Origin of the sequence: Streptomyces lunaelactis, assembly GCF_003054555.1 — a bacterium.
Lineage (GTDB): Bacteria > Actinomycetota > Actinomycetes > Streptomycetales > Streptomycetaceae > Streptomyces > Streptomyces lunaelactis.
Genome location: NZ_CP026304.1, coordinates 7,360,331 through 7,373,889 on the forward strand (window position 1 = coordinate 7,360,331; position 13,559 = coordinate 7,373,889).

Below are 13,559 nucleotides of genomic sequence, written 5' to 3' on the forward strand. Positions count from 1 at the left end.
CTCAGTTCGTGGACTGCGCGGTCGCGTCGCGCACGGACATCTGCGCCATGCAGGTGAGCAGGCTCCGCTCGAACGTGGCGATGAACCCCTCGACGGTGTCCGTCGCGCGGGGCCTGGTCAGATAGGGGGCGAGCCGCTCCTCGACCTCGCGCACGCCCGGCTGCACCGCCATGTGCCGGGCGATGGCCTTCAGGTCCCCCTGGTACTCGATGACCCGGACCATCGTGTCGTCGCGGATGAAGACGGCGGTGGCCAGAATGCGCGCGGTCTCCTCGCCCCCATCGCCCTTGACGACGGGGGAGCCCACCCTGCGGAAGCCGGTGAAGATCTCGGTGATCTCCTTCTCGTAGCCGGCCTTGATGTCGTAGGTGATGGCGGCGAAAGGCATGGCTGGCTGCTCCTTCGATGGGTGGGCTCCTGCGCGCCATGGCGCAACACCGCGCTCGCTGTGAACTCGAGCGGCGGTACACCGGGCGCCGGGGCAGGCACATCAACGCCCCTTCGAGCCGGTCTGTAGGTACGACTGCGACGGTTCGGGCCACTGGACGAACCAGGTCGTTGAGGAGGCGGGCAGTGACCACCGAGATCACGCGCACCGTGCGGGTGCACGCTGACGACGTCGAGGCCAACACCCGGCGCGGCGGCGACATCCGGACGACGCTCAGCCCCAGGACAGTGGGGTGCACTTCCGGTTTCGGCGGAGTGCTGACCCTGGAGCCCGGGGACTTCGTAACCGAGCACTACCACCCGTATTCGGAGGAATTCCTCCATGTCGTCTCCGGCCGGCTGGAGATGACGATGGACGGGCAGCCGATCACGCTGGGGCCCGGCGACTCGCTGCTGGTGCCGATCGGTGTACGCCACCGGCTGGTCAACACGGGCACCGAGACGGCCACTGGGGCCTTCCATCTCTCACCGCTGGCGCCCCGCCCCGAGCTGGGGCATGTGGACACCGAGAAGGTCCAGCGGCCCGAGGAGTCCAACCCCCAGGTGGGCGGTGCCCAGTGACCCGTACCGCGGTCATCACCGGCATCGGTGTGGTGGCCCCGGGCGGGGTCGGCAGGGAGGCCTTCTGGGACCTGATCTCCTCGGGGCGCACCGCGACCCGCCGGATCACGCTCTTCGATCCCAGCGCCTTCCGTTCGCAGGTGGCCGCCGAGGCCGACTTCGACCCGGTGGCCGCCGGGCTGAATCCGCGTCAGGTCCGCCGTATGGACCGCGCGGCACAGTTCGCGGTGGTCAGCGCACGTGAGGCCGTCGAGGACAGCGGACTCGACTTCGCGAACACCCCGCCCGAGCGCATCGGCGTGAGCATCGGCAGCGCCGTCGGCTGCACCATGGGCCTGGAGGAGGAGTACGTCCTCCTCAGCGACGCCGGCAGGCACTGGCTGGTGGACCACACCTATGGAGTGCCGCATCTGTACGGCTACATGGTGCCCAGCACCCTGGCCGTCGAGGTCGCCTGGGAAGTGGGCGCGGAAGGCCCCGTCGCCCTGATCTCCACCGGCTGCACCTCCGGGCTCGACTCCATCGGGCACGGCGCGCAGCTCATCGAGGAGGGCACCGCCGACGTCGTGCTGACCGGCGCGACCGACGCCCCGCTCTCCCCGATCACCGCGGCCTGCTTCGACGCGATCAAGGCCACCTCGCCCAACAACGGCGATCCCGAGCACGCCTCCCGCCCCTTCGACCAGGACCGCGACGGCTTCGTCCTCGCGGAGGGCTCCGCGGTCCTCGTACTGGAGGAGAAGGAAGCGGCCCAGCGCCGCGGCGCCCATATATACGGCGAGCTCGTCGGCTTCGCGGGACGCAGCAACGCCTTCCATATGACGGGCCTCAAAGCCAATGGCCGCGAGATGGCCGAGGCGATCAAGGTGGCCCTGGACCGGGCGCACCTCGCCCCGACGTCCGTGGACTACATCAACGCGCACGGCTCGGGCACCAAGCAGAACGACCGGCACGAGACCGCCGCCTTCAAGCGCACGCTCGGCGGCCACGCGTACAAGGTCCCGGTGAGCTCCATCAAGTCGATGGTCGGCCACTCGCTGGGCGCCATCGGCTCCATCGAGGTGGCGGCCTGCGCTCTGGCGCTGGACCGCCAGGTGGTGCCGCCCACCGCCAATCTGCGCACCTCCGACCCCGAGTGCGATCTCGACTATGTGCCGCTGACCGCGCGCGAGCACCGGATGGATGTGGTGCTCAGCGTCGGCAGCGGCTTCGGCGGCTTCCAGAGCGCAATGGTGCTGGCCCGCCCGGGCGTGGCCAGGAACGGGAGGAGCTGACGGTGAGTACCACCGCTGCACAGGCCCCGATCGTGACCGGCCTCGGTGTCGTCGCGCCGACCGGGCTCAGCGCCGAGGCCCACTGGGCCGCCGTCCTCGCCGGGAAGCCGGCGATCGGACGCATCAGCCGCTTCGACCCCTCCACGTATCCGGTACGGCTGGCGGGCGAGGTGCCGAGCTTCGTCACCAAGGAGCAGGTGCCCAGCCGGCTGATCCAGCAGACCGACCGCTGGACCCATCTGGGTCTGTCCGCGGCCGAGGCGGCCATCGCCGACGCCGAGGTCAACACGGCCGAACTGCCCGAGTACGAACTGGCCGTGGTGACCTCCAGCTCCTCCGGCGGCACCGAGTTCGGCCAGCACGAGATGGAGAACCTCTACCAGCACAACCCCGAGTGGGTCGGCGCCTACCAGTCCATCGCCTGGTTCTACGCCGCGACCACCGGCCAGGTCTCCATCCGGCACGGGCTGCGCGGCCCCTGCGGAGTGATCTGCTGCGAGCAGGCCGGCGGCCTCGACGCCATCGGCCAGGCCAGGCGGCTGATCCGTACCGGATCCCGGCTCGTCGTCACCGGCGGGACGGACGCATCGCTGTGCCCGTACGGACTGACCGCGCAGCTGTCCACGGGCAATCTGTCCACCGTCCAGGACCCGGCCCGCGCCTATCTGCCCTTCGACACCGAGGCGTCGGGCTATCTGCCCGGCGAGGGCGGCGCGATGATCATCGTGGAGAGCGCCGCGGCCGCCGAGGCCCGCGGCGCGCAGAAGAACTACGGCCGGGTGCTCGGCTATGCGGCGGGCTTCGACCCGCCGCCGGGCTCCGAGCGCCCGCCGTCGCTGCGCCGCACCATCGCGGCCGCGCTCGCCGACGCCCAGCTCGAACCGGGCGCCGTGGACGTGGTGTTCGCCGACGCCCTCGGCGTACCGGCGGAGGATCAGGCCGAGGCCGAGGCGCTCGCCGAGGTCTTCGGCCCGCGGGGCGTGCCCGTCACGGCGCCCAAGACGCTGACCGGCCGGCTGTACGGCGGCGGCGCCGCCCTCGACGTCGCCACCGCGCTGCTCTCGCTGCGCGACCAGGTGATCCCGCACACCGTGGGACCCTCCGCACCCGCCCCGGGACAGGACATCGACCTGGTGCTGGGCGAACCGCGCCGCCAGGAACTGCACACCGCGCTCGTCGTCGCCCGAGGGCACGGCGGCTTCAACGCCGCGCTCGTCCTGGGGCGGGCCGGCTGACCACTGCGCCACACCGACTACCGGCAGGAGGCCGCCATGGCGGGACACACCGACAACAGCATCGTGATCGACGCGCCGATGGACCTGGTCTGGGACATGACCAATGACCTGAAGTCCTGGCCGCAGCTCTTCAGCGAGTACGCCTCCGTCGAGGTGCTCGAGGAGGAGGGCAAGGAGATCACCTTCCGGCTGACGATGCACCCGGACGACGACGGCAATGTCTGGAGCTGGGTATCCCTGCGGATCCCCGACCCGGAGACCAGGACCGTCCACGCCTACCGTGTCGAGACCGGACCGTTCGAATTCATGCGCCTGTACTGGGAGTACACCCAGCAGGACGACGGCGTACGGATGCGCTGGGTGCAGGACTTCCACATGAAGCCCGAGGCCCCGGCCAGCGACGCGGGCATGACCGAGCACCTCAACCGCAACACCGGCATCCAGATGGACCTGATCAAGCGGAAGGTCGAAGCCGCGGCCACCCGCCGGACCACGGCAGGCCAGGAGTAGTCAGGTGATCGCCTATCTGGTCCCGCTGGTCGTCCTGCTCAACGGGCTGGCCGCCGGCGTGCTCCTCGGCACCCAGCTCGGCGGCTGGCCACTGCTCGCCGCTCTGCCCGCCGACCGCTATGTGCACGCGCACTCCTTCTTCGCCACGCGCTACGACCCGGCGATGCCGGTGTGCCTGCTCGGGACACTGGCCGGCGATGTCGTACTGGCCGTGATCGCGCCGGGCCAGGCGGTCCGCGCCCTGTTCATCATCGGCGCCGCGCTCTCGGTCGCCACCGTCACCATCTCGATCACCAAGAACGTCCCGGTCAACAAGTGGGTGCAGACCCTCGATCCGGAGAACCTGCCGGAGGACTTCGAGGAGAACGACCCGCGCCGGCACTGGGGCGCCTGGAACCAGCGGCGCAGCGTCCTGACCGTGCTCGCCCTGTTCGTCAACTGCCTCGCCCTCGCCCTGCTGCTCTGAACTCTCCCGGAGGAAAAATCATGGATCTCGGCCTTACGGGCAAGAAAGCCCTGGTCACCGGAGGCACCCGAGGAGTCGGCCGGGGCATCGTACGGGCGCTGGCCCAGGCCGGCGTCGATGTCCTGACCTGCTATCAGAACTCCAGCGACGCTGTCCTGTCGCTGGAGAAGGAACTGAAGGAGACCGGCGGCAACCACCATGTCGTCAAGGCGGACGTCTCCGATCCCGAGGATGTCGCCGCGCTGCTGGCGCAGGCCAAGTCCCACTTCGGCCGCCTCGATCTCGTGGTGAACAACGCGGGCGCCATCAGCCATATCCCGTACGCGGAACTGCCGTTCGACGAGTGGCGGCGGATCATCGACACCAACATCACCGGAACGCATCTGGTGATCCAGAACGCCCTGCCGCTGCTGCGGAGGGGTTCGTCCGTGGTCACCATCGGCTCCAAGGCCGTCGAGGCCGGCATCCCGCTGCGCTCCCACTACACCACCACCAAGGCGGCCATCGTCGGTCTGAACCGGTCCCTGGCCAAGGAGTTCGGCTCCAAGGGCATCCGTTTCAACGTCGTCGCACTCGGCGTCATCGAGACCGAGAACCTGCACAAGCTGCCCGCGGACCAGCAGCAGCTGATGATCGAGCGGTACAGCGCCAAGACCGCGCTGGGCCGGCTCGGCACCCCCGAAGAGGTCGCGGGGGCGATCCTCTGGCTCGCCAGCGACCTGTCCCGGTACGTCACCGGGTCCACCATCGGCGTCGACGGAGGGATCTCCTGATGACAGGCGGAAACGGCAAGAGCGGCGGCACCGGGAACGAAGGCGCGTTCCGGGTACTCCTGCGGATGGAGATCAACCCGGGCCTCGAGGCGGACTTCGAGAAGGCCTGGCGCGGCAGCACCCAGGCGGTCACCGGCCACCCCGCCTGCCTCGGCCAGTGGCTGTCGAAGGACACCGCCGAGGAGAGCGTCTACTTCATCGTCAGCGACTGGACCGACGAGCCCGGCTTCCGCGAGTTCGAGTCCAGCGATGCCCACCTCGCCCACCGCGAACGGCTCCACCCCTACCGCGGCAAGGGCTCGTTCAACACCATGCGGGTGGTCGCCCACGTCGAGGGCAAGGCCGCCTCACATGCCGCATGAGGTACGGGTCCTGGTCTACCAGGCGGCCCACGACGACGAGCAGCTGGAGGCGGTACGCGCCGCGTACCACCTGGTCAGCAAGCGGCTGGCGGAGGTACCGGGGATGCTCGGCAATGAGCTGCTGCGCTCCCCGCTGGACCCCACAGCGATCGTCGTCGTGAGCCGCTGGGCCGACCTGGCCGCGTTCCGGCGCTGGGAAGAGAGCGCCGGACACCGCGAGGACACCGCGCCCCTGCGCCCGTACCGCGACACCCGGCTCGCCGTGCCGTTCGGCATCTTTGAGGTAGAGGCGGCCTACTGAAGGGCTGGGCCTCTCTTCCGGATCCTGCCGGGCTCGCGTGCCCTAGGGCGTGTTTTAGAAGTCCCGCCTGCCCCGCGGCGCCTGGCACGCGCACTCGCGATGTTGTCGGAGTCGCCCAAGTACGTCCAGTACGAGGGCGATCCTCCGCCTTGCGATTGCACACACCAGACGCCGCAGGGCCCGCCCTCCGGGCGGACGGCGCTACTTCTAAAACACGCCCTGGCACGCTCGCACGCACCGCAGTAGACATCAGCCGCTCCGCGGCGGGCCGCTCCCTGATCCGGCCTGATACGGAAGAGAGGCCCCAGACATGACCACCACGGTTCAACCCGCCGGCAACCCCAACGCCGCCGCCGGCGAGCAGGCGGCATGGGTCTCCTGCTCCGGCTGCCGCTCGCTGGTCTACGGCAAGCGCTACACGCGTCTGCTGCGGGTCTGCCCGGAGTGCGGGGCGCACGCGCGGCTCGACGCTCCCTGCCGTATCGAGCAGCTCTTCGACGCGCACAGCACGCAAGCGGTGCCCGTACCGGCCACCCAGCTCAACCCACTGGACTTCGTCGACCAACGGCCGTACGCGGAAAGGCTGCAGCAGGCCAGAGCGCGCACCGGGCAGCAGGACGCCGTGCTGGTGGTCCGCGGCCGGATCGAGGGGCGGCCGCTCGTCGCCGCGGTCATGGACTTCCGCTTCTTCGGCGGCAGCCTGGGCGTGGCGGCGGGCGAGGCGATCACCACGGCCGCCGAGACCGCGCTCGCCGACCGGGTGCCGCTGCTGATCGTCACCGCCTCCGGCGGGGCGCGCATGCAGGAGGGCGCGCTCTCCCTCATGCAGATGGCCAAGACGAGCAACGCGCTTGCCGAGCTCGACGAGGCCGGGCTGCTCACCGTCACTCTGGTCACCGACCCGACGTACGGCGGGGTCGCCGCCTCCTTCGCGACCCTCTCCGACGTGGTGGTCGCGGAACCCGGCGCACGGATGGGCTTCGCCGGTCCGCGGGTCATCGAGCAGACCATCGGGCAGCGCCTTCCCGAAGGCTTCCAGACCGCCGAATTCCTGCTGGAGCACGGCCTGGTGGACGACGTCTGGCCGCGCACCGAACTGCGCGCGCGGCTCAGCCGGCTGCTGGCCGTGGCCGAGCAGCCCGGCGAGGGCTGGGGCGCGGGCGAAGAGGACCCCGTCGTCCGCGACAGCCAGCTCCTGGACCAGCTCCCCGCCTGGGACTGCGTCCAGCTGGCCCGTGAGGCGGGCCGGCCCACGGCGCTCGAACACATCGGCTACTGGCTGGACGGCTTCGTCGAACTGCACGGCGACCGGGCGGGCGAGGAGTGCCCGGCGATCGTCGGCGGCATCGGCCGCCTGGACGGACTGCCCGTCATGGTGATCGGCCATCAGAAGGGCCACACCACAGCCGAACTCGTCAGCCGCAACTTCGGCATGCCCTCGCCGGCCGGCTATCGCAAGACCGCCCGGCTGATGCGGCTCGCCGCCAAACTCGGCATCCCGGTGGTGACCCTGATCGACACCCCCGGCGCCTACCCGGGACTCACCGCCGAGGAGAAGGGCCAGTCCAACGCCATCGCCGAGAACCTGCGGCTGATGGGCTCGCTGCCCGTGCCCGTGGTGGCCGTGGTGACCGGCGAGGGCGGCAGCGGCGGAGCGCTCGCGCTCGGTGTGGCCGACCGGGTGCTGATGTGCGCGAACGCCACCTACTCGGTGATCAGCCCGGAGGGCTGCGCGGCGATCCTCTGGAAGAACGCGGCGGAGGCAGCGGTGGCCGCCGACGAACTCGCCCTGGACGCGGCCTCGTTGCTGCGCCTCGGCGTGGTCGACGGAGTGATCCCCGAGCCCGAGGGCGGCGGACACAGGAACACCACGGCGATGAGCGACGCCGTGCGCCGCGCGGCCGTTGTCGCGCTCCGCGAGCTGCGCGGCGGCACCGTGTCACCGGCTTCGCGCCGACGGCGCTTCCGCGCCTTCGGGCTGGCCCACGACCCGGAATCTCGTACATGAACAGGCCCAACGGCAACGGCAGATACGACGGCAGGTTCTACGGAGAGAGACCGATGAACGAAGTGACCAAGGAGAGCCTCGGCACCACCAGGACCGGCGATCCGCTCGCCGGTCTGGACTACGACACCAGTGCGCTGGCTCTCACCGACATCTGCCGCAGCATCGCGGACGTCGTACGAGTCGGCTCCAGCCATCCGCGCCGGGTCCGGGTCTCCCTGGGCGCCGCCAGCGTCGAGGTGGAGTGGGAGAACGGGCCGGCGCCCGCGGCCCGCGAACCCGTCGCCGCGCCGGCGGCCCAGGAGGAGTCGGTCGACGGCTTCCACGAGTGCGCGCCGTTGGTGGGCACCTTCTATGCCGCCCCCTCACCCGGCTCGCCGCCCTTCGTCCGCCCCGGCGACCGCGTCGAGGTGGGTCAGCAGCTCGGGATCATCGAAGCGATGAAGCTGATGAATCCGCTCGAGGCCACCAGAGCAGGACGGGTGGTCGAGGTGCTGGTCGGCGACGGCGGCCCGGTCGAGTACGGACAGCCGGTGGTGCTCATCGACGCCGAGGACCCCGCAGGCCGGGCCGGGGAGGAATGACCGTGGGCTTCGACACGATCCTGATCGCCAACCGGGGCGAGATCGCCCTGCGGGTGATCAGGACCTGCAAGGAGATGGGCATTCGCACGGTCGCCGTGCACTCCACCGTCGACAAGGACAGCGCGCATGTGCGGGCCGCCGACACCGCGGTGCAGATCGGCCCCGGCATGCCGCGCAAGAGCTATCTGTCGGCACCCGCGGTGATCGAGGCCGCGCTGCGCACCGAGGCGGACGCCATCCACCCCGGCTACGGATTCCTCTCCGAGGACCCCGACTTCGCCGAGATCTGCGCCGACAACGGACTGGTCTTCATCGGGCCGCGGCCCGAGGTCCTCTCACGCCTGGGCGACAAGGCCGTGGCGAGGGCACTGATGACGGATGCGGGGCTGCCCGTACTGCCGGGCAGCCCCGGCACCGTCGACAGTGCGGCCGAGGCGACGGACCTGGCGGGCCGGATCGGCTACCCGCTGATCATCAAGGCGGCGGCGGGCGGCGGCGGACGCGGCATGACCGTGGTGCGCCGGCAGAGCGAACTGCTGCCCGCCTACCGTCAGACCCGCGCCACCGCACAGGCGGTCTTCGGCGACAACCGGGTCTACATGGAGCGCTTCTGCGACAGCGCACGCCATATCGAGGTCCAGGTGCTCGCCGACGGCCACGGTACGGTGCTGCACCTCGGCGAGCGGGACTGCTCCGTACAGCGCAGGCACCAGAAGCTCATCGAGGAGAGCCCGGGACCCGGGCTGCACAAGGAGCTCACGGCCGCGATGGCGCGGGCCGCGGTGCGCGGCGCCCGCGCGGTCGGCTACACCGGCGCCGGCACCTTCGAGTTCCTCGTCCACGACGAGGGCTTCTCCTTCATGGAGATGAACTGCCGTATCCAGGTGGAACATCCGGTGACCGAGGCGGTGTTCGGCGTCGATCTCGTACGCGAACAGATCCGCGTCGCCGAGGGGGAGGCCATCGGCTTCAAGCAGGAGGACCTCGTCCCGCGCGGTACGGCCGTCGAGTGCCGGGTCAACGCGGAGGACCCGGCACGGAACTTCGCGCCCTGCCCGGGCACGCTGGAGGAGTTCGTCCCGCCGGGCGGCCCCTTCGTCCGGGTGGACACACACGGCTATCCGGGCTGGCGGGTGCCCTCGCAGTACGACTCCCTGCTCGCCAAGGTGATCACCTGGGCGCCGGACCGCGACCATGCCCTGGACCGGATGGACCGTGCGCTGGCCGAGTTCCGGATCGCCGGACCCGGTGTGCACACCACCATCCCGCTGCTGCGGGAGGTCATCGCCGAACCGGCCTTCCGGGACGGCAAGCACGACACGTCCTTCCTCGACACCCGGCCCTGACACCGGGACGCCGCAGGCCCTGACAGCGTGTCGTCAGGGCCTGCGGTTTGTGCGTCGGTCTCACGAGCCGTCGTGGCTCACCAGCCGACGACGGTGTCCCGGCGGAAGAGAACCCCCGAGGGCCCGTCGTCGGGGAGGTTCGCCGCACGGACGACGGCCTCGGCCGCGGCCTCGGGGGACTGTTCGGCCTCCGGCCGCATACGGGTGCGTACGAGCCCGGGGTTGACCGCGTTGACCAGGACCCCCGAGCCCTCCGTCTCCTTGGCCAGCATGACGGTGAGGGCGTTCAGTGACGCCTTGGAGACCGAGTACGCGGGGCACTGCGGGGCGATGCCGATGGTGAACGTGCCGGTGCCGCTGGAGACATTGACGACCCGGCCCCAGCCGCGCCGTACCATCGCGGGCACAAAGGCCTGGGCGACCCGCCAGGACCCCAGCAGATTCACCTCCAGGGTCCGCTCCACCAGATCGAGCGGGATCGCGGAGGGCGCATTGCCCCAGTCCAGCTGTACGCCCGCGTTGTTGACCAGGATGTCGACGGCTCCCGTGCCGGCCGCGGCGCGCGCCACTGAGCCGGGGTCGGTGATGTCCAGGGCGACGCCCGAAGCGCCCTCGCCCAGCGCGGCGGCGGCCTTGCGGGCCGCCTCCTCCTCACGCGCGGCGACGACGACGCGATGGCCCCGGGCGTGCATCAGGGCCGCGACCGCCAGCCCCAGTCCTCGATTGCCGCCGGTCACCAGCACGGTGCGGGGAACAGTAGCCATGACGGGTGCCTCTCCGGAGTCGGGACGGCGAACGAAGGGCCCGGCACCCCGGACAGGGGTGCCGGGCCCTCATGCGTACCAGCTTCTCGATCAGGTGGTACGGGAGAGCAACTGGCTTACAGCTGCGGCCAGTTCGCCCTTGGGGTCGGCCACGGAGCCCGGCGAGCGCCAGGCGACGAAACCGTCCGGACGGACCAGAACAGCGCCGCCGGCCTCGATGCCGTACGTCTTGGCCACACCGTTCCCCGGTGCGGTGACGTCCGCGCCGGGACCGCCGATGCGATGGCCGGCGAGTGCGATGCCGAGATCGTCGGCGACGGCCTTCGCCGCATCCACCCACGCCTGGCCGCCCTCGGCGGTGATGACCACCGGAGTCCGGCCGTACAGATCGAGCACGGAGATGCTCTTGCCGTCGCGCTCCAGCTCCAGATGCGGAGCCCGGGTACCCGGCTCCCCGCTGAGCTGCTGCGGCGGCACGGGCGGGCCGGGGCTGTAGCGGTAGCCGAACACCGTGGTGCCGTAGGCGTCCGCCGCGTCCTGGGCCTCCCCCTCGTCGCCCGTACGCTCCTGCATCATTCCCAGGGCCTGCTGGAGCGTCATCCAGGCGACCGGGTGCCGCTCCGCCTGGTAGGTGTCGAGCAGCTCGGGCCCGGCCTCGCCGTCGAGCACGGCGGCCAGCTTCCAGGCAAGGTTGTTGGCGTCCTGGATGCCGAGGCTGGCCCCGAACCCGCCGGTGGGCGGGACCAGATGGGCCGCGTCACCGACCAGGAAGACCCGGCCCTTGCGGTAGTCGCGGGCCACCTGCGCGCCGATGACGAAGCTGAGCCACTTCGCACCGCCGGCCGGCAGCTGCGCGATGATGCCGACGTCGAGACCGGGTTCCCCGATCGCGGCCCGCACCAGTTCGACGGCCTTCTCCTCCGTGATGTCGTCGAGGGTGTCCCCCTCGGGCATCCCGGTCGCGAAGATCCACCGCTTCTTGCCGTCGTGCGCGAACAGGATCGTCGAGGGCGCCGGCTTGTCGAGGTAGCAGACCCCGACCGGACGGCCCCTGGCGGCCTTGCTCAGATCCGCCTCGAAGAGCACCGACACCGTGGTCGCGAACTCGCCCGGCCCGTCGGTCTCGATGCCCAGCGTGGAGCGGATGGGGCTGCGGCTGCCGTCGGCCGCCACCAGGTACTTGGCGCGCACTGTGCGCTCGGCCCCGGTGCCGGTGTCCTTCAGTACGGCGGTGACGCCGTCCTCGTCCTGCTCGAAGGAGCTCAGCTCGGTGGAGAACGCCAGCTCCGCGCCGAGTTCGCCGGCGCGCTCGCGCAGCAGGTGCTCCAACCGGTCCTGGTCGATCGGCGCCCACTCGCACGGGCTGACCGAACCGCTCGGGTCGGGCTGGTCCGTCGGCCCGCTGAAGATCTCCGCTCCCGCCAGGGTCTCGGCACGGATCATCAGCAGCTTGCTGAAGTCCGTGGCGAGGCTGGCCTCGGACCACAGCCGGTCCTCGAGCCCGACCTGCCGGTACAGCTCGACCGTACGCGGATTGACGCCACGCGAGCGCGGGTGGCTGAGGGTGTCCGGGTGCCGCTCGACCACCAGCGAACGTATCCCGTGCCAGGCGAGGAAGACAGCGGTCGACAACCCGGTCACCGCACCTCCTACGACGAGGACCGGGACCTCCTCAGGGCTCTTGCTCATGGACGGATTCCTTTCCTCGGGACGTGACGGCCGGACGGCAGCGCGCTCACGCGGCCTTGCGGCAGATGACGACCGTGTCGTAGTCGCTGAGCGGGGCGACCTCCGTCGAGGCGAAGCCGGCGTTCTTGGCGTGCTCGAGGAGTTCGGAGGTCGGGTACTCGGAACCGCCGTCGGTGACGAGCAGCATGTCCAGGCTGATGACGAGGTTTTCGACGTGCTCGGGCTCGTCGTCGAGCATCCGGTCGTAGACGATCAGCGCACCGCCGGGGTTCACCGCCTGGAACGCCTTGGCCACCAGCTCACCGCGCTGCTTCTCGTCCCAGTCGTGCAGCACATGGCCCATGGTCACCACGTCCGCCTTCACGGGCAGCGGCTCGGTGAAGAAGCTTCCGCCGTGGAAGTGGACCTTGCCGGTCAGGCCGTAGCTCTCGACGTGCTCGTCGAACAGCGGCTCCATCGGGGGCAGGTCGAAGACATGGCCCTGAAGATGCGGCTGGTTCTTCACGATGATCGAGCACAGGTTGCCGCGCGCGCCGCCCACGTCGAGCACCGACTTGGAGCCGGACCAGTCGAATGCGCCGACCAGTTCGGGGCCGACGACGTGAGTGAGGGCGTCCATCATTCCCACGAACTGCTTGAGGATGTGGGGGTTCTGGACGACCACGTCGAAGTGGCTGCCGGACTGCTGCTCGCCGGTGCGCAGCGCCTCGCCGAGCCGGCCCCAGGCCGGGTACAGGTTGCGGTTGGAGCGCTCCAGGAAGCCGCCCACCCAGGTGCGCTCGCCGCGCACCAGGTACGTGTCCGCGCCCTTGGCGTTGCGGTACCCGCCGTCCGCACGCTCCAGCAGGCCCAGGGCCGTCAGCAGGTTCAGCCAGTCGCTCAGGCCCCTGCCGTGCAGTCCGAGCTCCTTGCGGATGTCCTCCTCGGTGGAGGCCCCCTTCGTGTGCAGCGTGGTGAACAGATCCAGTTCGACTGCGGTCAGCAGCGCCTTGGCGTCGCAGAACGCGTTGCTCAGCCGGATGATTCCGGCCGACGTGCTGACATCCGGGCTGGTTTGCGTCATGCGCAGGACTCCTTCCAACACGGCGCATGGCCTGGCGCCAGGCCGCTGGGGCGGAGAATCCCCGGCGCGGGTTGAGGTCACCTCAAGAGGCGCTGGGGGCGCCCGGCCACCGGCGCATCTCCACTGCGTCTCAAGTCGGCGTGGCTACTTATCAGGGGTGCCGCGGAGGGATCCCGGCG

General features: G+C 70.5%; 15 protein-coding genes. 11 read left to right on the forward strand and 4 right to left on the reverse strand.

The window, feature by feature from the left end; translation table 11 throughout:
• Window position 1: 1 nt before the first annotated feature.
• The gene (locus SLUN_RS33575; RefSeq protein WP_108153686.1) at window positions 2-388 is read right to left on the reverse strand and encodes a SchA/CurD-like domain-containing protein; all 387 of its coding nucleotides are present in this window, start codon (window positions 386-388) and stop codon (window positions 2-4) included.
• Between the two features lie 185 nt (window positions 389-573).
• On the opposite strand from SLUN_RS33575, the gene SLUN_RS33580 reads away from it, so the two are divergent.
• From SLUN_RS33580 to accC, 11 genes are all read left to right on the forward strand, one after another.
• Window positions 574-1,008 (forward strand): cupin domain-containing protein, encoded by a 435-nt coding sequence (locus SLUN_RS33580; protein WP_108153687.1) that lies wholly within the window; start codon window positions 574-576, stop codon window positions 1,006-1,008.
• On the forward strand, window positions 1,005-2,282 hold the full coding sequence (locus SLUN_RS33585) for a beta-ketoacyl-[acyl-carrier-protein] synthase family protein (protein WP_108153688.1): 1,278 nt from the start codon (window positions 1,005-1,007) through the stop codon (window positions 2,280-2,282). The genes SLUN_RS33580 and SLUN_RS33585 overlap by 4 nt, the downstream gene beginning before the upstream one ends.
• Window positions 2,283-2,284: 2 nt before the next feature.
• Window positions 2,285-3,517 (forward strand): ketosynthase chain-length factor, encoded by a 1,233-nt coding sequence (locus SLUN_RS33590; RefSeq protein WP_218929503.1) that lies wholly within the window; start codon window positions 2,285-2,287, stop codon window positions 3,515-3,517.
• Window positions 3,518-3,553: 36 nt separating this feature from the next.
• Window positions 3,554-4,027: an SRPBCC family protein gene (locus SLUN_RS33595; RefSeq protein WP_108153689.1), complete on the forward strand. Its 474-nt coding sequence runs from the start codon at window positions 3,554-3,556 to the stop codon at window positions 4,025-4,027.
• Window positions 4,028-4,031: 4 nt separating this feature from the next.
• Window positions 4,032-4,493: an anthrone oxygenase family protein gene (locus tag SLUN_RS33600; protein ID WP_108153690.1), complete on the forward strand. Its 462-nt coding sequence runs from the start codon at window positions 4,032-4,034 to the stop codon at window positions 4,491-4,493.
• A 20-nt stretch (window positions 4,494-4,513) separates the two neighbouring features.
• Entirely contained in the window at window positions 4,514-5,266 is a 753-nt protein-coding gene (locus SLUN_RS33605) for an SDR family NAD(P)-dependent oxidoreductase (protein WP_108153691.1), read from the forward strand.
• Complete coding sequence (locus SLUN_RS33610; RefSeq protein WP_108153692.1) at window positions 5,266-5,628, forward strand: antibiotic biosynthesis monooxygenase family protein; 363 nt, start codon at window positions 5,266-5,268, stop codon at window positions 5,626-5,628. The genes SLUN_RS33605 and SLUN_RS33610 overlap by 1 nt, the downstream gene beginning before the upstream one ends.
• On the forward strand, window positions 5,618-5,929 hold the full coding sequence (locus tag SLUN_RS33615) for an antibiotic biosynthesis monooxygenase family protein (RefSeq protein WP_108153693.1): 312 nt from the start codon (window positions 5,618-5,620) through the stop codon (window positions 5,927-5,929). The genes SLUN_RS33610 and SLUN_RS33615 overlap by 11 nt, the downstream gene beginning before the upstream one ends.
• A gap of 310 nt (window positions 5,930-6,239) precedes the next feature.
• A complete protein-coding gene (accD, locus tag SLUN_RS33620; RefSeq protein WP_108153694.1) occupies window positions 6,240-7,937 on the forward strand; it encodes an acetyl-CoA carboxylase, carboxyltransferase subunit beta in 1,698 nt (565 codons plus the stop codon).
• Between the two features lie 53 nt (window positions 7,938-7,990).
• Window positions 7,991-8,518: an acetyl-CoA carboxylase biotin carboxyl carrier protein gene (locus SLUN_RS33625; RefSeq protein WP_108155083.1), complete on the forward strand. Its 528-nt coding sequence runs from the start codon at window positions 7,991-7,993 to the stop codon at window positions 8,516-8,518.
• Window positions 8,515-9,864 (forward strand): acetyl-CoA carboxylase biotin carboxylase subunit, encoded by a 1,350-nt coding sequence (gene accC / locus SLUN_RS33630; protein ID WP_108153695.1) that lies wholly within the window; start codon window positions 8,515-8,517, stop codon window positions 9,862-9,864. The genes SLUN_RS33625 and accC overlap by 4 nt, the downstream gene beginning before the upstream one ends.
• Window positions 9,865-9,941: 77 nt before the next feature.
• Here the strand turns inward: accC and SLUN_RS33635 are convergent, their stop codons facing one another.
• From SLUN_RS33635 to SLUN_RS33645, 3 genes are all read right to left on the reverse strand, one after another.
• Window positions 9,942-10,628, reverse strand: a complete 687-nt coding sequence (locus SLUN_RS33635; protein ID WP_108153696.1) for an SDR family NAD(P)-dependent oxidoreductase — start codon at window positions 10,626-10,628, stop codon at window positions 9,942-9,944.
• A gap of 90 nt (window positions 10,629-10,718) precedes the next feature.
• The gene (locus tag SLUN_RS33640) at window positions 10,719-12,317 is read right to left on the reverse strand and encodes an FAD-dependent monooxygenase (protein ID WP_108153697.1); all 1,599 of its coding nucleotides are present in this window, start codon (window positions 12,315-12,317) and stop codon (window positions 10,719-10,721) included.
• Between the two features lie 46 nt (window positions 12,318-12,363).
• The gene (locus tag SLUN_RS33645) at window positions 12,364-13,380 is read right to left on the reverse strand and encodes a methyltransferase (RefSeq protein WP_108153698.1); all 1,017 of its coding nucleotides are present in this window, start codon (window positions 13,378-13,380) and stop codon (window positions 12,364-12,366) included.
• Window positions 13,381-13,559: the final 179 nt, after the last annotated feature.